Genomic DNA, 17,527 nt, shown 5'->3' with positions numbered 1-17,527 from the left:
ATGGAGGGATACATAAATGGACTACAGAATTGAAAAAGACACCATGGGAGAAGTTAAAGTTCCGGCAGATAAATTTTGGGGCGCTCAGACACAGCGCAGCAAAGAGAACTTCAAAATCGGTTCAGAAAAAATGCCTCAGCGTGTTGTGAAGGCGTTTGCAATATTGAAAAGAAGTACAGCGATCGCCAACGAACGCCTCGGCAACTTAGAGTCTGAAAAAGCACAGGCGATTGCCGCTGTATGTGACGATGTTTTAAACGGCAAATACGACGATAACTTTCCGCTCGTTGTCTGGCAGACGGGAAGCGGCACGCAAAGCAACATGAACATGAATGAAGTGGTGGCCAACCGCGCGACTGCTTTATTGAAAGAAAAAAATTCCGAGCTGAAGATTCATCCGAATGATGACGTTAACCGCAGCCAAAGCTCAAACGATACATTCCCGACGGCGATGCACGTTGCGGCGGTTCTTGCCGTATATGAGCAGCTCGTTCCGGCGCTTGATCAGCTGCGCGCGACGCTTGATGAAAAAGCGAAAGCTTATCAGGATATTGTGAAAATCGGACGCACGCATTTGCAGGACGCCACTCCGCTGACGCTCGGACAGGAAATCAGCGGCTGGGTATACATGCTTGACCGTTCGAAAGAAATGATTCTTGAGTCAACGGAAAAAATCCGCGCGCTTGCCATCGGAGGCACGGCAGTCGGCACGGGAATCAACGCTCACCCGCAGTTCGGTGAATTCGTCGCGGAAGAAATCACAAAAGTAACGGGGCAGACATTCAAAAGTTCGCCTAACAAATTCCACGCGCTCACAAGCCATGATGAAATCACTCACGTTCACGGCGCGTTAAAAGCATTGGCTGCCGACCTGATGAAGATTGCCAACGATGTCAGATGGCTGGCTAGCGGCCCACGCTGCGGAATCGGCGAAATCGTCATTCCTGAAAATGAGCCGGGAAGCTCTATCATGCCGGGCAAAGTCAATCCGACGCAAAGTGAGGCGCTGACAATGATCGCCGCGCAAGTGATGGGAAATGACGCGACAATCGGATTTGCGGCCAGCCAAGGAAACTTCGAGCTGAATGTCTTCAAACCGGTTATTATCTATAACTTCCTGCAGACCGTGCAGCTGCTCAGTGACGGAATGAATTCCTTCCATGACAAATGCGCTGTCGGTATTGAGCCGAACCAAGAGACGATTCAGGAAAATCTCTCTAACTCATTAATGCTTGTTACGGCGCTTAACCCGCACATCGGTTATGAAAACGCCGCGAAAATCGCCAAGCTTGCCCACAAAGAAGGCCTGACGCTGAAAGAAGCGGCATTACAGCTGAACCTTCTGACAGAAGAACAATTTAATGAAATGGTGCGTCCGGAAGATATGGTGCACCCGAAAGCATAAAAAGAAAGAACGGCTGCAGTCATTGCGGCCGTTCTTCTAAATAAACTGCTGTTTCAGTAAAAATCTGAGCTGTTCTGCATCTTCAGCCAGCAGGTCGGATTCCTTCAAATTCAGTATCATTCCTTTGATGATTGCCGGTTTCGGCGACTTTTTCTTCATTTCCGCTTCCAGAATATCCAAGCTCTCGGTGAATTCAGATGCTTGCGCCTTGTCCATCGTGCCGATGCGCGTGCGGAGGGTCTGCAAGATCGATTGGCTTAAAGGATCGGGCTGCCCGTTATGAAGGGGCCCAAACAGTGAGCTTGCCTCATCAAGAGAAATAAACGCTTCATCATGTCTGTCCGCCATTCCGTTTACGATGTCATCAATTCTGTGAATCACGGTATTTGCCAAAAGCGAAGGCTGTACGGACCGGCCGGTCAGAATGAGATATTCAAGATACATCTGACTGATTCCTTCTATTAAAAAACAAAGCTCGGCTGTGTATGGTTCAGCTTTTTCTCCGTAAATCGCAAGAAGACTGTCGATATGAAACTGCAGGATCGACCGGCGGATTCTCTTTCCGCACTGCGCCGCTTCTTCGGTATAAGGAAGTGAACCGTCTTTCATCTGCACGGTAATAAAATCCTGATGGGCGAGAATCGATTCGTAAAACACCGCAAGCTGTTTTTGGTAAGCGGCTCTCGGACTGTCGCCCTCCGTTTGGATCGTCGTGATTCGGGTAAACGTTTTATCATAGTAGTAATTCAGCATGGATAGAAGCAGTGCTTCTTTGGAAGGAAAGTATAGATAAAAAGCGCCTTTTGAGATTTTGCATTCATCGGCGATTTCCTGAACCGATGTAGATTTGTACCCTTTTCGGGCAAACAGTTTAATTGCTGCTTCAATGATCAGCTTTTCTTTTTCCTTCAATGGTTCCACCCTTTCGGAGCCAGGAGGCTGGCTTGTGCTGCTCTTGTATGACTATATGGTCATATTGATATTCCGTAAATTTAACCTGATTGTAACTTGTTTTTTTGTTTTGTTTTATTTATATTATAAAGTGAGCTGACCGAATGGTCAAAGTTCTGGCGAAAGGGTGAATCTGAAAATGAAAGAATTAGATGAAATGATCAGCCGCTTGCGAAACAGAGGAATTAAAGTCGAAAAGGTGAAATATCCGAAAAAGACAATTTGTGAAAAGAAATGGGTTCATCAATGCCAAAAACCGCTGAAAGCAAACTACAGAGATTTTAACGGCTATTCCTTCACATAAAAAAAAGACTGCAATGAAACACTACAGTCTACTTTGGTATGATAATTTGGTAGATTACACCCGATTGGTCATTTTCAATTGAAATTGATGCTTTATGCAGGGTTAAAATCCGTTTTACGATGCTGAGTCCTATGCCGAACTCGCCTTTCTTCCCTTTATTAAAAGGCTCGTACAAGCTGGATAGCATCTCATCCTCGATCGGAGGCCCGTCATTTTTAACCGTCATGACAATCTGCTGCTGATTTTGGCTGATCCGAATGTGAATCGCCGTTTCTGCATAGCGGATTTGATTTTCGAGAATGTTTTCAAGAAGTTTGCTCCATTGTTCCGGATCACCGGGCATCATTAATGCATCTTCTGTATCAACGGTCCACGATAATTCCTTCCGGGCCCATTTGAGCCGTTCAATGACTTCTTCCGTGACCTTCACAATGTCAAATGTCTCATGGTGCACCCGCTGCTTCATTAAATAATCAAGCTTCGTTAAATATAATAAATCCTTAATTTTCTTCTCAAGTTTTTCTGCTTCGCCTTCAATGACATCAATTGTGGTTTCCAGATCCCCCTTAGGAAAAATCCCGTCCTTTATTGATTGAGTATAGCCCCTTATCACCATGACAGGCGTTTTTAAATCATGAGAGATATTTTGCAGGAGCGTTCTTTCCGTTTCATCCTTTTGCACCAGCTTGCTCCGCATGTCTTCAATGGTATGGCCTAATTTTCCGATTTCGTCTTTTCTGTCGACGATGACCGGATCATCCCAATCCTGTTTTGAAATCCGTTTGACATGCTTCTCTAAGGAAACGAGCGGGCGCGAGAGATATTTGGCAAGCCAAATCGCCGGAATCCAGCTTAACAAAATCACGCCGGCAATGATAAAGAGCAGCTGCTTGAACAGGGTGAATGCCAGATCATCACGATAAGAATCAAGGGCGTAAGACAGCATCATCGCATCCTGGCCGTTAATGGTGAGGCCTTTTTTAATGACGAAAAACACTTTTTCACCGCTGATGTCCGCGCTGTATCGTTTCGTGACGCTGTGCTGGCGGCCCGCGAGCTTGTACACCTTATGGATAAAGGAAGAAGAAAAGTAGTTCAAGTCTTTGTCACTGGCCGATTCCTCCCGTTCCGGCAGAAGAACGTGCTGAACGGATCGGAAAGTCGTCGGCGCGGTCGCATCCTCGCTGTAATATCCCCGCTCGATCGATCCGGGCAGCCGGTACTCCGTCAGTACATGCTGTTCATTTTCAATGGTCGTATACGTTTCATCCGTGAAAAAATTACGCAGCGTATTTGAGAACAGCACGAGAAGCAGAATCGAGATGGCTAAAAGGATGCCTGAGATGACCACCCATATTTGAAAAGCAAGCGGCTTATTTTTCATGACGTCATCATCCTGTAGCCGAATCCGTAAATGGTTTCAACCTTTAACCCGGGCATTTTTTTCCGCAGCCTCCGCACAAGATCATCGACCACCCGGTCAGTGCCGAAATAATCATGGCCCCATATTTTCAGCAGGATATCTTCCCTGGAAAAGGGGTGTCCTTTATGGTGAAGAAATAAAAGCAGCAGATCAAATTCCTTAGACGTCAAATTGACCAGGCTGCCGGTTTCATCATAAACCTCTCGGGCATCTTCGATCACATTGTAGGAAGAAACGGTGATGCCGGTTTTCTTTGCGGCGGGCTGTTCTTTATACACGAGCTCGAGCAGCTTCTGGACCCGTATAATAAGTTCTCTCGGCAAAAAAGGCTTGGCGATATAATCATTGCTTCCAAGCTCTAACCCGAGGACTCTGTCAATATCGGCATCCCGCGCGGAAATGAAAATAACCGGCACATCGGGATCTTTTTCTTTTATTTCTTTTATCAATGTATAGCCGTCCGTATCCGGAAGCATGATGTCAAGAATCCACAAGTGGGGAGACGGCTGCATCTGCTTTCTGGCATCTTCGCCTTTTGTGAAAGATGTAATGTTCCAGCCTTCATTCTCTAAATATTTTGTGAGCAGTTCATTCAGGTTATCCTCATCTTCAACTAGATAAATGGTGTATGACAAGGCATTTCACATCCTTTCAACGTCATTATACTAGTTTTAACATACTCAAGCCGCATTTTCATAATTTCACATATTCTTTTCATTTTTATCCCACAATGTTTGTTTATGATGTGTATAAGGGAAGAAAGGAAGAAAAAAAGCGGGGAAGATAACATGTTCAAACACATTTTGTTTTGGAGCTTTGCTTTTCTCCTTATTATTGGGACAATAGAACTTGTACATGCGATGAATATGTAATCGATAGAATGAAAACATGCTGAAGGAGTGTGCGTGAATATGAACGATCATCGAGATGACGGCAGAAGCCGCGATCAGTCAGATCTTTCACATACGGAACAAAACAGAAATGAACAGCAGCAGATCAGCCATCAGGAGCCCGAGCTGCTCGAAGGGCCCGTCTCGAAAGAAGCGGAAAACGAGACGGCGGCCGGTACGGAATTTGAAAAAACGGCTGCCGTGAAAAAAGAAAAAAAACGGAGAGCCGCTTGGCTGAGCCCGATTTTAGGCGGCATTATCGGCGGCGGCCTCGTGCTTGGCATTGTGCCGAACCTGCCGGGTGAGCAGCATAAGACAGAAGCCGTTTCTGATACGAAACAAGTTCAGTCTTCGAATTTTACGTCAACGCCTTTGAAAAATACCTCAAGCGTAGCGGATATGGTGGAAGACTTGGAGCCCGCGATTGTCGGAGTGTCCAACTACCAAGCTTCGCAAAGCAGCCAGTTCGGACTTGACGGCGGTTCAAGCTCTGAAACGGAAAGCGGCACGGGGTCAGGCGTCATCTTCAAAAAAGACGGCGAAAAAGCGTACATCATTACAAACAACCATGTCGTAGAAGGTGCGAACAAACTGTCGGTCACTCTTTACAATGGGAAAACCGAAACGGCAAAGCTTGTCGGAAAGGATGCCATCAGTGACTTGGCTGTATTGGAAATCAGCTCGTCCAATGTCAAAAAAGCGGCCAGCTTCGGGGATTCCTCCAAGCTCCGCATTGCCGATAAAGTGATTGCCATCGGCAACCCGCTCGGCCAGCAGTTTTCCGGCACCGTCACACAAGGTGTCATCAGCGGGCTGAACAGAACGGTAGACGCCGATACATCCCAAGGCACGGTGGAAATGAACGTGATTCAGACGGATGCGGCGATTAACCCCGGAAACAGCGGCGGCCCGTTAATCAACTCAAGCGGCCAAGTTATCGGGATCAACAGCATGAAAGTCAGTGAAAACGGCGTGGAGTCACTCGGCTTTGCCATTCCGAGCAATGATGTAGAACCGATAGTCGACCAGCTGCTTGCAAAAGGAAAAGTCGAGCGCCCATTTTTAGGTGTGCAGATGATTGACATGGCGCAAGTGCCGGAAACTTATCAGGAAAACACGCTCGGACTGTTCGGCGACCAGCTGTCTAAGGGTGTTTACGTAAAAGAAGTGCAATCCGGCTCACCGGCTGCGAAAGCGGGCATCAAATCAAATGACGTCATTGTACAATTGAACGGCAAAGATGTCGGCAGCAGCGCTGATATCAGACAGATCTTATATAACCAGCTGAAAATCGGCGATAAAACGACTGTTCAAGTTCTCAGAAACGGAAGCAAAAAGACGCTGAACGTCACATTAACGAAACAAACCGAAAGCGCAAGCTGAACGCATAAAAAAAGCTGAACCTGCAACTGAGGTTCAGCTTTTTTCGTTATTCTCCCAAGTAGGCTGACAGCATCCACACATGCTTGTCCGCTTCTTCAACTAATCCGACAAACAGGTCGGCAGTTGACGGGTCATTTTGTTCCTCGGCGATGCCGATGACAAATTTTGATTCGCGGCTGATTTGTTTATAGTCTTGAACCAGTGATTCCACCATTTCAGAAGCCGTTTTTTCCTGACCTTCATCCGTAATGGAAGCTTGTTCAAGGTAAGTGTGTAAAGTCGCCGCAGGCTGTCCGCCGATGGCCAGAAGTCGCTCTGCGATGGCATCCGCCGTTTCCGCCGCTTCGTTATACAGCTCTTCAAATTTTTCATGAAGCGTAAAGAAATGAGGGCCTTTTACATACCAATGGAAGCGGTGCAGTTTAGAGTAAAGGATAAACCAGTTTGATAATTGTGTGTTCATTGATTTCTCAACAAGAGTTTCAGTTTTTTTCGCGTTTTGTGTATTCATATTCATCGTCCTCCCTGTGATCTGATAATTTAATTATATCACATGTTAAATAAAAATCAATACTAAATTATAATAATTATAATTTAGGTTTAAGTGAACAGCTTTTTCTTTATAATCGATTCCCAGGCGGACCACGGAAAGAGTGAGCGGAAAGCCAATGTCAGCTTAACGCCCCTGCCGATCGGATACCGCAGTTTCTTCAGCCGTTTCCTTTGTGCCAATTGATAAATCAGCTCCGCTACGTCATCAGGATCGCCGCTTTTGGATGCGTTGGCTTTGAAGTAAGCTTCTATTTGCTGATAATAGCGGTAATAAGGCGAATCTTTGCCGGGTGCCGTAAGATGATTGGAGAGAGATGTCTCCCATATAGACGTTTTGTAGGAGCCCGGTTCTATTAAAGCGGCATCAATTCCTAAAGGCAGCAGTTCGAGGCGCAGGCTCTCTGTAAACCCTTCAACCGCGAATTTGGAAGAGACATACGGAGATAGAGCCGGGAAACCGGTCAGTCCGCTGATACTGCTGATATTGAAGATTTTCGCCCCGCTATGTTTTCGCATATAAGGCAGCACGGTTTTTGTGACGTGAATCAGACCCAATACATTTGATTCATACTGCTGTCTGTAATGTTCCATCAGCACATCGTCAATAAACCCCCCGTACGCAGTGCCGGCGTTATTGACGAGCAGGTCAATCGGTCCGAAACCGCTGATGGTGTTCCCGAAGTCAGACACCGACTGCTCATTTGTCACATCTAAAGAAACGACCGTAACATGTTCGGATGCACCCGCTTGAGCGGCGGCCTCTTTCAGTATTTCAGCTTTCTCCGGCTGTCTGGCTGTTGCGATGACGTGATAAGACCGGGCGAGCTTCAGCGCTGTCAGCAGCCCGAATCCGCTCGTCGCGCCGGTTACAATGGCAATTTTTCTGTTCATCTTATAATCCTCCCCGTTTGTTCTTTTCTCATAGTGTATAACATCTCGCGGAAAGAAGGAGAAATCGTTCGGAAATATGTCAGAATTGTTTTATAATGGAGTCAGCTTCGGATAGAAAGGGGTAAAGAAAAGATGGCATTAGAGGGATTGAAGGAAACATGGGATTTAAACTCCATTTTTGAGGGCGGGAGCCGGTCGGAAGAGTTTCAGCAATACATACAAGAGCTCAAAAATCATCTAAGCGCTTTTCAACATGCGGTTGAAGCGTTTACAGCTCCGACGCATGCGGATGAAAGCCGGGAGCTGATCAATCTGATTGATAGGTTTGAACGGTCAGCGATCATGATCAGGCAGGCGGGAGCGTTCGTCGGATGTCTTCAGGCTCAGAACACTCATGATCAGAAAGCGAATGAATGGAGGGCGCGGATCAATCAGCTGAGCAGTGATTTTAAATCCGCTCTGGTCACCCTTGACGATACACTTGCCCGGATTGACGAGCCGGTCTGGGAGGAGCTGCTGCAAAAACCGGAACTTCAGGATCTCACATATGTTTTAAATGAAAGAAGAGACCGGGTCAAAGAGAAGCTCAGCGCTTCAGAAGAAAGGCTGATTGAAGGCCTGGCCGTTGACGGCTATCACGCATGGGGCGACCTGTATAATGCGGCTGTCGGCAGAATGAAGATTCCGTTTGAGGATAAAGAGCTGTCGGTCGGCCAAGCGGAAAATATGATGTCGCACCCGGACCGCCGCATCAGACATCAAGTGTTCAAAGAGCTTAATGAAGCGTGGAAAGGAGAAGAGGAGCTTTTCGGCAGCACGCTGAACCATCTGGCCGGCTTCCGCACGGAAATCTATAAAGCGCGGGGCTGGAAAAGCGCTTTGGAAGAGCCGCTTGCGATCAACCGGATGAAAATAGAAACGCTGGATGTCATGTGGCAGGTCATTACCGATCATAAAAAGCCTTTTGCCGAATACCTGAATCGAAAGGCGTCTCTTTTAGGGCTTGAGCGGCTGAACTGGTATGATGTGGACGCGCCGATCGGCGAGGCTCCGAAAGAATACACATATGATGAAGCGGCCAATCTGATTGTCAGCCAATTTTCGACGTTTGGCAAAAAGCTGTCCGCATTTACGGAAAAAGCGTTCCGTGATCGGTGGATAGAAGCGGAAGACCGCAGCGGCAAACGGGTCGGCGGTTTCTGCACCAGCTTTCCCGACAGCGGAGAATCCCGGATTTTTATGACGTTTTCCGGAAGCGCTTCGAATGTATCGACGCTGGCGCATGAGCTCGGTCACGCGTTCCATCAGGAGGCCATGCTTCAAGTGCGGCAGCTGAACAGAGCCTACGCTATGAATGTCGCTGAAACAGCCTCGACCTTTGCGGAAATGATCGTCGCCGACGCCGCTTTGAAACAAGCGGAGACAAAGGATGAAAAGGTGTTCTTGCTTGAAGATAAAATTCAAAGAAGCGTAGCCATGTTTATGAATATTCATGCGAGATTTTTATTTGAAACGCGTTTTTATGAAGAGCGCAAGCAGGGCGTCGTTCCGGCTGAGAAACTGAATGAACTGATGGAAGCGGCGCAGAAAGAAGCATTTTGCGATTCATTAGGGGAATACCACCCTCATTTCTGGGCGTCAAAACTGCATTTTCATATTACGGGAGTGCCGTTTTACAACTTTCCGTATACGTTCGGTTATTTATTTTCGCTTGGAATATATGCAAGAGCTCTTCGGGAAAAAGCGGATTTTGAAGAAAAATATATCGCGCTTTTGTGTGACACGGCTTCGATGACTGTTGAGGATTTGGCGATGAAGCACCTTGGAGCGGATCTGACGGAACGGTCGTTTTGGGAAGACGCGGTCCGCCTTGCCGTACAGGATGTGCAGGAATTTTTAGAGCTGACTGAATGATAATCTGGAGATGAACCGGCCGGAGTGTTACCGCTCCGGTTCTTTTTTGTTTAATGAATGACAGCCGCCTCCCTTGGAAATACCTAAAAACGATCGGAATGGAATGGGAGTGAATCGCATGAAATGGATCAGAACGGCGGGCGTTTTATGTCTTACGCTGATGCTGATTGCCGGCTGCCGATTGAATGAAGAAAAACGGGAAGCGGAACAAGACAGCACACCCGTGTCATCCGCGAAGCCGGTTCCTTACAGCAGCTTTGCCCTTCGCGTCAGCTACGGAGCCGGAGAGCATAACCGCTATGAAGGTTTGTATGAGAGAAAAGGCGGTCATGAAAAGGCTGACATCCGGGACAAGCTCTCAGGGGTTCACAGAGAGGGCGAGGAAGCGCTTGATGAAATGAAGATGATCCTTGGAGAACTTGCCGTAAACAGCCGGATGAAGGAAAGTGAGGTCGTCCGGCAGGTGCTCTCGGCTTTTAATTTGGACAGCCGCTATGACCATTTTTATCTGAAACTGAAAAAGAATGATGGAGAAATGACGGAAATAAAAAAATAACCGCCGTCCGCTGCTTTTTTGCCCAAAACTAATTGATAATGATATTCAGAGTCATTAATTTCTGTTACAATATAATCATGATCTCACGTTGAATGTTTAGGCAATTTGTTTATATACATAGTGTTGGGAAACTCAAAAAAGGAGCGGTTAGCGGTATGAGTGCAATTTCTACAGAGACGCTGAGCTTAGGGTACGGAGAGACTGTTATCATTGACGAATTGGATGTCGCGATTCCAAAAGGCGAAATCACTGTATTGATCGGAAGCAACGGCTGCGGAAAATCGACGCTTTTACGTTCATTGGCCCGGCTGATGAAACCGAGGGGCGGTACTGTGCTTTTAGAAGGAAAAGCCATCGCTAAGCTTCCGACGAAGGAAGTGGCAAGAGAGCTCGCTATTTTGCCGCAGAGTCCGTCAGCTCCCGAAGGCCTGACGGTGCATCAGCTTGTGAAGCAGGGAAGATACCCTTATCAAAGCTGGCTGAAGCAATGGTCCAAAGAGGACGAAGACGCAGTGGCAAAAGCGCTTAAAGCGACGAAGCTTGAGGAAATGGCCGACCGTCCGGTGGATTCCTTGTCAGGCGGACAGCGCCAGCGCGCATGGATTGCGATGACACTCGCTCAGGATACGGATATCATTCTGCTTGACGAGCCGACAACCTATCTCGACATGACGCATCAAATTGAAATTCTTGATTTGCTGTTTGAATTAAATGAAAAAGAAAAACGCACAATCGTCATGGTGCTGCACGACCTCAATCTGGCATGCCGTTATGCCCATTATCTGGTCGCCATTAAGGATAAACAGATTTACGCAGAGGGCCGTCCCGAAGAAGTCATCACTTGCGAGCTTGTACAGCAGGTCTTTGCGATGAACTGCCAGGTAACGCAAGACCCGCTGTTCGGCACGCCGCTTTGCATTCCGCACGGACGCGGCAGATGTATCGTGCAGGAAGCGGCCCTCACCGCCCGATTGTCATAATCATGAAAAAGGGAAGGGAACGGTATGGAAGAGAAACTGCAGCAGCAGCTGGACGGCCTGCTTGAGAAATACACGGAACTATTGCTTGGCGAAACAAACCCGGATGTAAAGGAAGAAGTCAGGCAGTGGATTTTGTATACACATATCGCAAAAAGCATGCCTCCGCTCGTCAAACATTGGAATCAATCCTACCCGGACGCCAAAGAGGGCATCAAAGCTGCGATACAGCATATTAAACAGCTCAATGAAGCACACAGAAAAAAACAATAAAAAAGCTTTCGGCATCAAAGAGAGGTGCCGAAAGCTTTTTTTGCTGAAAAGGAATCAATAAAGGCGCCGTTCAATTCATAGCGAAGAACATTAATGTAACTAATGCACCCGTTTGTTTACGTATATTTCTTCCGCTTGCTGAACCAAGAAAAAAGGACCGCCGCAGCAATCCCTTTCTCTCTTTCCTATATATCACATTTCCTTTCGGATACGTAATAACTCTTCAAATGCTTTTATATTTGTATCAAAATTGGGCACTGTTTGAGATTCCTCGGCACATTTGACTTGTGCTACAACCAAATCATGAAAAGGTGTTGAAATGCCCGTACCTTCTGCCATTTTGGGAATAACTCCATTAATATAATCAATTTCAGTTTTGCGTTTTTTCTCAAGATCCTGGAGCATACTTGCTCTTAGCAGCCTAGATGGTGCCATGGCTGACCTAAAAGTTTGGATACGTTCAGGAATATCATTTTCACTTCTTAATTCCAAAGATTCTAAATCAAGGCCGCCCATTTTCGCAAATTTGACCCCATTGGCGTGTCCAACCTTAATCGTCTCATCTGCGATATGGACTGCACTAACAATGCCGATTTCATGGTCAAGAATGTCTCCGTATTCTCCGTTTAATGCTGCCGATAAACCACTGAATGCATTATTGATAAGTAATTTTGACCACTTCGTTCCAACTAAATTATCGGAAATATGTGTTCCGCCGATAAGGTCTAAAACCGATTTAATACGCTGGATTCTTTCTGTTGTTTCACCATGTAATTCTCCAATTTGAAAAGCGTACTCTTTAAATTGAGTATACTCAGTTGTAAGTCTGGATACGCCCGGCTCAATAAACGTAGCACCAAATTCAACAGAACCTGCAATAACACGTTCATCACCAACGATCGAAGCAACTTTCTGTTCAGGTATACCGTTTTGCAAGGAACATACTACACTGTCATCCTTTAAAAAAGGCAGCAACTCTTTAAGAATGGAGTCATTATATAATTGTTTCGTCAGAAGTAATATGAAATCATACTTGCCTGACTTGTTTTCAGGGGTAATGGCTTTTACCTTTGCCTGAAATGCCGTTGTACCAACTACTTTAGCACCAATTTGATTTAGAGTATCTACATGTTCTTTGTACGAATCAATCAATTCGACATCCATTCCGCCAGCAGACAGATATGCTCCAACTATGGTTCCTAAAGAACCTGCTCCTAAAACTGCAATTCTCATTGTCAACGCTCCTTATTTTTCCTCTAAGTAGTTATAAACCGGCTGTGCTGCATTTAAGGTTAGATCCGTAATAATATGAGATGCTGAAACGACTTCTAATACAGGCAAATCTGCAAGAGGTGCCAGAGCATGTTCAAATAATTGAAGCCGCGCCGGTCCAGTCCAGGCACCTTTAACTTCTATATTCGTTATTTGCGTCCGCACCAAATCACAAACCCTTAAATCACCATTGTAATCAGTGGCAATCTTAACCATAAAATTAGGTCGGCAAATTTCCCTTTTCGCTTTTTCCTTATCCATTTCGAAATGTTTATATCCCATAGTCGCAGTTGCCACACGAAGACTGCCATAATCCAATGTGCCAACAAGAGTATCAGAGTCTATATACAGCTTAGGGGCACCCAATTTCTTTGGATATGCAGTAAGTTCCCGTCCGCTTGCAATAGCCGGGAAATTGTCAACATACATAGAATGTACATAATCTCCTTCTTCACCATTAAAGCTGACAGGGATGACTTGTCCTGCCTCTGTATAGGCACCAAGTCCGGAAACATCGGGCATCCACATGACTTCGAATTTCACTAAAGGTTCAGTAATTTCAAGAGGTTCCGGCACTGCCGCACGTAAAGCTTTTTCATCCGTTCGGTAAATAATATTTAAATATTCACGGTTAACAAATTGATAATTTGGGATAGGATAAGCAGGGGCTGTTAGTGGCGTACTTAAATTTTTTGCTATATCTTTCACATCAATTTTCATTGAATGACACCCTTTCCTTTTCTTTAACTATGCTATTATCTTACATTCGCATTTACATTTAATCCAATACATAATAAGGTATATATATATTTATTGAAATAAATGAGGGGGGTGCAGACAGATGGAATTGCTGCAGCTAAAATACTTTCAGACAGTTGCCTATACTGAACATATTTCTAAAGCAGCAGAACAATTAAAGATTGCCCAGCCTTCTTTAAGTCTCACTATAAAAAGACTTGAGAATGAACTGGGAACAACCTTGTTTGAGAGAAAAGGCAGAAATATTAAGCTGAGTTCAGCAGGGAAAATTCTTTTAAAACATGTAAACAGGATTTTTACTGAGATTGAAAATGCACAAACGGAAATTCAATTGGAGGAACATCAAATTTCTGACACCATCAGAATATCTATTTCCAATCCAAGATTCCTTGCAGGACTGATGAGTGAATATATCAACCGCTCCCCTCAATCAAAAATTCTCCAAGCAATCGGAGTTAAAAGCGAGATCATAACAAGTTTAAAAAAAGGGGACATTGATTTAGGAATAACAGGTCATCCGATTCAAGATGAAGAGATAGAGAGTTGTGTGCTGGTAAATGAAGATATCGTTCTGGCTTTGCCCTCAAACCACCGATTTACGGGTAAAACTGAAATTTCTTTACGCCTTGTCGCCGATGAACCATTTATTACCCTTGCTAATAATGAAGAGTATAGAGGTTTCACAGCTTCGCTTTGTGAGAAAGCTGGTTTCACCCCAAATATTGCATTTGAGGCAGATTCTCATTTACTGGTCGAGATTATAAAGCTGGATCAAGGTGTGGCGTTGCTTCCTATTTCAGTTTGCAGAACATTGGGGCTGAATTTTATAAAAGTGACTGATCACTCTGCTTCATATCCAGTCGGCTTATCTTGGATGAGACATAAGCTATTATCTTCTTCGGTAAGAAATTTTCGTGACTTTATTATGTCGTACTATAAAGATAACTATGAAATGTTTAAGGTTTATTAAAGAATTCCATCACTATTTTTTTGAATTTTCACCCCCCATTTCCAATGAGGCGGAAGACTGGTCATTCCCAGATGATATAAAAAAATCCCGCGGCATCCGCGGGATTTTTCTTTGTTAAACGGCTTTCGCCTTTTCTTCTTGTTTGCCTGTCTTTTTGTTTGTCAGTTTAATTGATTTAACAAACAGCGTGAGGATCAATCCGGCAGCGATAAAGGCCAGGCCTGTGAAAAACACGCTGTGAAGCGAATCCATCAGTGACGTTTTCAAAACCGGCACGATATGGGAAGAAAATGCGGCGGGAATCTGCTTAATCGATTCCTGGCTGAACAGGGATTGAAGCAGCCCTTCAGGATTCTTGTCAATCATACCTTTAAACTGGGCGGCAAAGGCACTTGCCTGTTTCGGGAGTGAGTCTAAGTAAGGCACCAGTCTGTCGGTTAAAAGGCTTCCTGATCTGGCATTCATGACAGCGCCGAGCACCGTAATGCCGAACGTTCCCCCGATCATCCGGAAAAATTGGCTTGAAGAGGTCACAACACCCAGCTCTTCTTTTGAAAACGTTTCTTGCAGAGCGAGTGTGAGAAGCGGCATGACGAGCCCCATTCCCAGACCGATCACGGCCATATAGCATGTAGCCGCGAGCTTGCTTGTATCCAGCTGCAAAGTCGTTAATAAGAAGAAGCCGACGGCCATGATCAGCATGCCGATCATGATTTGCGGTTTAATACCGATCTTATAAACCAACTGGCCTCCGATAATACTTGTGATAATCATAGATACCATCATCGGCGTCATAATCGTGCCGGACGCGGTGGCGCTGACTCCGATAATTCCCTGCATAAAGAAAGGAACGAACGTAACGGCGCCGAACATGCCGATACTCATGAAAAAGCCGATCAGATTCAGTACGGTAAACGTTCTGTTTTTAAACAGGTACATCGGCAGAATCGGTTCTTTTGCTTTGATTTCAGCGAAAATGAATCCGACAATCCCGGCAAGTGCAAGCGCAAAGAGACCGAGAATCTGCCAAGAGCCCCATGCGTAATCCTTTCCTCCGAAGCTGAGCGCGAGGAGGAGGCTGACGATTCCGACGATCATTGTGAAAATGCCGGCGATGTCAAAGTTAATCGGCCCGGTCTGTTTTCTGCCTTGAAGTCCTCTTGCGATAAAGATCACGGCTAAAATTCCGACAGGCAGGTTGATGTAGAAAACCCATTTCCAATTTAATGAGTCAACAATCCAGCCCCCGATTTGCGGGCCGATCACGGAAGCAAGCCCGTAAATCGCTCCGAAAAGCCCTTGGAACTTGGCACGCTGTTTCCCTGTGAACAAATCCCCGATGACGATCATAGCCATCGGCATCATGACACCGCCGCCGATTCCCTGAAGTCCGCGGAAAATAATCAGTTCCGTCATGTTGCTGGCCATTCCGCACAGTGCGGAAGCTCCCATAAAAATCAATAAACCTGATACATAGACGACGCGGCGCCCCAATAAATCTGCAAGTTTCCCCGCAATCGGAACGATCGTCGTCGAAGTTAAAAGATATGCCGTGGTCAGCCACGTCATCATGCTTAATCCCCCGAGGTCACCCACGATTTTAGGAATCGCCGTTCCTACGATGGTGCCGTCAAGGGCTGAGAAAAACATGGCGATGATTAAGCCGGTTATTAATAATGTGCGTTTTGGATCTTTCTTTTCAATGCTCATGTTTCGGCAGCTCCTCTTTTCTATTCGTTTTCTTTTTGCTCAGCCGCGTATTTCTCGGCGGCTTCCGCTACTTTGCGGATGATGTTCACGGACTGAATCAGTTCATCGTCAGTCAGAACGGATAGGTTTCGCGCCAGTATCGCTTTCCGTCCTTCCACAACATCTTCGAATTTTGTTTCGCCTTTTTTGGTGAGGCTGATGTCGATGACGCGTCTGTCCTGCTGGTTATGTTTGCGGACGATAAGTCCTTTTTGTTCGAGGCGGTCGGCCATCAGCGTCACTGCGCTCGGCTTTACCTCCATGCGTTCCGCAATTTCGGAAACTTTGCAGCTCCCGTGTTTTTTCAGGCTGGCTAAAACAAATAATTGGGCAGGCGTCACCTCGTGTTTTGCCATGCTTTCCACCATTTCAGGCTGTATGTTTTGCAGCAGCGTCTGAAGAGATTTCTGGATGTCAGACACATATTGATCCGCGTTTTTCATAACTCCTCCTCATCTTGTTCCTCGAGAAAATAATTAACATTAGTTAAATATAAATAAGGATTAATGACAAGTCAATCTTTTTGTGCAAAAATAAAAAAAGGATTGATGCTTGGCGAAAACATCAAATCCTTCTTCGTTTTACTGCTGGTAGGGAGACTGCTGCTGAATGGTCTGCCGGAACTTCTGATACGATTGCTGAAGCTTTTGGGTATCGGCTGCTTCAATGGAATACCAGCCATTTTGAAACATCACATCGTATAATCTTCTTTGCGCTTTTTGTGACTCATCGAAAATCGCCTGAATATCTTGATAAAGAGACTCGTGGCTGAACTCGTGCAGGGCTGTGCAATATGAAGCCGTGATGTATTTTTCCGTCGTCAGCAGCTCATTCACCAAGTCTCTGTCATTCATTTGCGCCGTATTGGGCACGGGCGTTTGCGGATTCGTGATTTTTTGGTTTTGCTGTTCCATGTATTGTCCTCCTATTGCATATAGCCTGTTGTTGTCTGTCCGCCTTGATCGGGGTTCAAGCGGCCTAATATGTGCTGATAATGCTTCTCATGCATCCGGCCGATCTGATTAAGCTCTTGTTTTAACGTCTGATTCTGGCAGTGTTCCGCCATAAAATGCGCTTTTTTCATGGCAAGCAGATTCCAGTTCAGCATGTCCTCAAGATACAAATGGTCTTTCGTTGAGATGACGGCAGGCGGCAAGTTTCCGTGCTGCTCTTGATTGTTCATATAAACGCCTCCTTCAATTCTGTTCTTTTTAGCTTTCTCTGCGATCGGGATTTCATACACGAATAAAAGAAAAAG

At 45.6% G+C, this 17,527-nt stretch carries 18 protein-coding genes and 1 pseudogene; 8 read left to right on the top strand and 11 right to left on the bottom strand.

Annotation, left to right across the window (positions count from 1 at the left end):
* Positions 1 to 16: 16 nt before the first annotated feature.
* Complete coding sequence (gene fumC / locus AC3WTF_RS09825) at positions 17 to 1,405, top strand: class II fumarate hydratase (protein ID WP_007410064.1); 1,389 nt, start codon at positions 17 to 19, stop codon at positions 1,403 to 1,405.
* Between the two features lie 36 nt (positions 1,406 to 1,441).
* Here the strand turns inward: fumC and AC3WTF_RS09820 are convergent, their stop codons facing one another.
* Positions 1,442 to 2,317, bottom strand: a complete 876-nt coding sequence (locus tag AC3WTF_RS09820) for a TetR/AcrR family transcriptional regulator (RefSeq protein ID WP_017418948.1) — start codon at positions 2,315 to 2,317, stop codon at positions 1,442 to 1,444.
* A 178-nt stretch (positions 2,318 to 2,495) separates the two neighbouring features.
* Between AC3WTF_RS09820 and spxO the strand changes: the two genes are divergently transcribed.
* Positions 2,496 to 2,660: an anti-adapter protein SpxO gene (spxO, locus tag AC3WTF_RS09815; protein WP_003151811.1), complete on the top strand. Its 165-nt coding sequence runs from the start codon at positions 2,496 to 2,498 to the stop codon at positions 2,658 to 2,660.
* Between the two features lie 28 nt (positions 2,661 to 2,688).
* On the opposite strand, the gene cssS is transcribed toward spxO, so the two are convergent.
* Together cssS and cssR are read right to left on the bottom strand one after the other, a co-directional pair.
* Positions 2,689 to 4,044: a two-component system sensor histidine kinase CssS gene (cssS, locus tag AC3WTF_RS09810; RefSeq protein ID WP_047936124.1), complete on the bottom strand. Its 1,356-nt coding sequence runs from the start codon at positions 4,042 to 4,044 to the stop codon at positions 2,689 to 2,691.
* Positions 4,041 to 4,718, bottom strand: a complete 678-nt coding sequence (gene cssR, locus AC3WTF_RS09805) for a two-component system response regulator CssR (protein WP_007410069.1) — start codon at positions 4,716 to 4,718, stop codon at positions 4,041 to 4,043. The genes cssS and cssR overlap by 4 nt, the downstream gene beginning before the upstream one ends.
* A 276-nt stretch (positions 4,719 to 4,994) precedes the next feature.
* Here cssR and AC3WTF_RS09800 point away from each other — a divergent pair, with 276 nt between their 5' ends.
* Positions 4,995 to 6,356 carry a S1C family serine protease gene (locus AC3WTF_RS09800; protein ID WP_007410070.1) on the top strand — a complete coding sequence of 454 codons (1,362 nt, stop codon included), beginning with the start codon at positions 4,995 to 4,997 and terminating at the stop codon, positions 6,354 to 6,356.
* A gap of 46 nt (positions 6,357 to 6,402) precedes the next feature.
* Here AC3WTF_RS09800 and AC3WTF_RS09795 read toward each other — a convergent pair whose 3' ends face one another.
* Together AC3WTF_RS09795 and AC3WTF_RS09790 are read right to left on the bottom strand one after the other, a co-directional pair.
* A complete protein-coding gene (locus AC3WTF_RS09795) occupies positions 6,403 to 6,867 on the bottom strand; it encodes a Dps family protein (protein WP_007410071.1) in 465 nt (154 codons plus the stop codon).
* Positions 6,868 to 6,956: 89 nt separating this feature from the next.
* The gene (locus tag AC3WTF_RS09790) at positions 6,957 to 7,799 is read right to left on the bottom strand and encodes an oxidoreductase (protein ID WP_492314246.1); all 843 of its coding nucleotides are present in this window, start codon (positions 7,797 to 7,799) and stop codon (positions 6,957 to 6,959) included.
* A 132-nt stretch (positions 7,800 to 7,931) separates the two neighbouring features.
* On the opposite strand from AC3WTF_RS09790, the gene AC3WTF_RS09785 reads away from it, so the two are divergent.
* From AC3WTF_RS09785 to AC3WTF_RS09770, 4 genes and pseudogenes are all read left to right on the top strand, one after another.
* Complete coding sequence (locus tag AC3WTF_RS09785) at positions 7,932 to 9,713, top strand: M3 family oligoendopeptidase (RefSeq protein WP_047936122.1); 1,782 nt, start codon at positions 7,932 to 7,934, stop codon at positions 9,711 to 9,713.
* A 118-nt stretch (positions 9,714 to 9,831) separates the two neighbouring features.
* On the top strand, positions 9,832 to 10,269 hold the full coding sequence (locus tag AC3WTF_RS09780; RefSeq protein WP_032869725.1) for a YusW family protein: 438 nt from the start codon (positions 9,832 to 9,834) through the stop codon (positions 10,267 to 10,269).
* 155 nt (positions 10,270 to 10,424) lie between these two features.
* Complete coding sequence (locus tag AC3WTF_RS09775) at positions 10,425 to 11,249, top strand: ABC transporter ATP-binding protein (protein ID WP_007410075.1); 825 nt, start codon at positions 10,425 to 10,427, stop codon at positions 11,247 to 11,249.
* 2 nt (positions 11,250 to 11,251) lie between these two features.
* A pseudogene (locus AC3WTF_RS09770) lies at positions 11,252 to 11,519 on the top strand (YusU family protein).
* Between the two features lie 192 nt (positions 11,520 to 11,711).
* Here AC3WTF_RS09770 and AC3WTF_RS09765 read toward each other — a convergent pair.
* On the bottom strand, positions 11,712 to 12,752 hold the full coding sequence (locus tag AC3WTF_RS09765; RefSeq protein WP_144463915.1) for a ketopantoate reductase family protein: 1,041 nt from the start codon (positions 12,750 to 12,752) through the stop codon (positions 11,712 to 11,714).
* 12 nt (positions 12,753 to 12,764) lie between these two features.
* Positions 12,765 to 13,511 carry an acetoacetate decarboxylase gene (locus AC3WTF_RS09760; protein ID WP_216448282.1) on the bottom strand — a complete coding sequence of 249 codons (747 nt, stop codon included), beginning with the start codon at positions 13,509 to 13,511 and terminating at the stop codon, positions 12,765 to 12,767.
* A gap of 121 nt (positions 13,512 to 13,632) precedes the next feature.
* Here AC3WTF_RS09760 and AC3WTF_RS09755 point away from each other — a divergent pair, with 121 nt between their 5' ends.
* Positions 13,633 to 14,520 carry a LysR family transcriptional regulator gene (locus AC3WTF_RS09755; protein ID WP_007410078.1) on the top strand — a complete coding sequence of 296 codons (888 nt, stop codon included), beginning with the start codon at positions 13,633 to 13,635 and terminating at the stop codon, positions 14,518 to 14,520.
* 114 nt (positions 14,521 to 14,634) lie between these two features.
* On the opposite strand, the gene AC3WTF_RS09750 is transcribed toward AC3WTF_RS09755, so the two are convergent.
* From AC3WTF_RS09750 to AC3WTF_RS09735, 4 genes are all read right to left on the bottom strand, one after another.
* Positions 14,635 to 16,230, bottom strand: coding sequence for an MDR family MFS transporter (locus AC3WTF_RS09750; RefSeq protein ID WP_007410079.1), 1,596 nt, complete (start codon positions 16,228 to 16,230; stop codon positions 14,635 to 14,637).
* Positions 16,231 to 16,250: 20 nt separating this feature from the next.
* Positions 16,251 to 16,712 (bottom strand): MarR family winged helix-turn-helix transcriptional regulator, encoded by a 462-nt coding sequence (locus tag AC3WTF_RS09745; RefSeq protein WP_015418172.1) that lies wholly within the window; start codon positions 16,710 to 16,712, stop codon positions 16,251 to 16,253.
* Between the two features lie 138 nt (positions 16,713 to 16,850).
* Positions 16,851 to 17,183 carry a spore coat protein gene (locus tag AC3WTF_RS09740; protein ID WP_003151830.1) on the bottom strand — a complete coding sequence of 111 codons (333 nt, stop codon included), beginning with the start codon at positions 17,181 to 17,183 and terminating at the stop codon, positions 16,851 to 16,853.
* 11 nt (positions 17,184 to 17,194) lie between these two features.
* On the bottom strand, positions 17,195 to 17,452 hold the full coding sequence (locus AC3WTF_RS09735) for a hypothetical protein (protein WP_047936428.1): 258 nt from the start codon (positions 17,450 to 17,452) through the stop codon (positions 17,195 to 17,197).
* Positions 17,453 to 17,527 lie beyond the last annotated feature (75 nt).

The sequence above is a fragment of the Bacillus sp. EB106-06-01-XG163 genome (genome assembly GCF_058791615.1).
The sequence above is the reverse complement of the archived record's forward strand: the minus strand, read 5'-3'. Positions and strand labels throughout refer to the sequence as shown.

Coding starts and splice junctions, on each gene's coding strand:
- fumC (WP_007410064.1), top strand. CDS start 17: ATGGACTACAGAATTGAAAAAGACACCATGGGAGAAGTTAAAGTTCCG.
- spxO (WP_003151811.1), top strand. CDS start 2,496: ATGAAAGAATTAGATGAAATGATCAGCCGCTTGCGAAACAGAGGAATT.
- cssS (WP_047936124.1), bottom strand. CDS start 4,044: ATGAAAAATAAGCCGCTTGCTTTTCAAATATGGGTGGTCATCTCAGGC.
- AC3WTF_RS09800 (WP_007410070.1), top strand. CDS start 4,995: ATGAACGATCATCGAGATGACGGCAGAAGCCGCGATCAGTCAGATCTT.
- AC3WTF_RS09795 (WP_007410071.1), bottom strand. CDS start 6,867: ATGAATACACAAAACGCGAAAAAAACTGAAACTCTTGTTGAGAAATCA.
- AC3WTF_RS09790 (WP_492314246.1), bottom strand. CDS start 7,799: ATGAACAGAAAAATTGCCATTGTAACCGGCGCGACGAGCGGATTCGGG.
- AC3WTF_RS09785 (WP_047936122.1), top strand. CDS start 7,932: ATGGCATTAGAGGGATTGAAGGAAACATGGGATTTAAACTCCATTTTT.
- AC3WTF_RS09780 (WP_032869725.1), top strand. CDS start 9,832: ATGAAATGGATCAGAACGGCGGGCGTTTTATGTCTTACGCTGATGCTG.
- AC3WTF_RS09775 (WP_007410075.1), top strand. CDS start 10,425: ATGAGTGCAATTTCTACAGAGACGCTGAGCTTAGGGTACGGAGAGACT.
- AC3WTF_RS09765 (WP_144463915.1), bottom strand. CDS start 12,752: ATGAGAATTGCAGTTTTAGGAGCAGGTTCTTTAGGAACCATAGTTGGA.
- AC3WTF_RS09760 (WP_216448282.1), bottom strand. CDS start 13,511: ATGAAAATTGATGTGAAAGATATAGCAAAAAATTTAAGTACGCCACTA.
- AC3WTF_RS09755 (WP_007410078.1), top strand. CDS start 13,633: ATGGAATTGCTGCAGCTAAAATACTTTCAGACAGTTGCCTATACTGAA.
- AC3WTF_RS09750 (WP_007410079.1), bottom strand. CDS start 16,230: ATGAGCATTGAAAAGAAAGATCCAAAACGCACATTATTAATAACCGGC.
- AC3WTF_RS09745 (WP_015418172.1), bottom strand. CDS start 16,712: ATGAAAAACGCGGATCAATATGTGTCTGACATCCAGAAATCTCTTCAG.
- AC3WTF_RS09740 (WP_003151830.1), bottom strand. CDS start 17,183: ATGGAACAGCAAAACCAAAAAATCACGAATCCGCAAACGCCCGTGCCC.
- AC3WTF_RS09735 (WP_047936428.1), bottom strand. CDS start 17,452: ATGAACAATCAAGAGCAGCACGGAAACTTGCCGCCTGCCGTCATCTCA.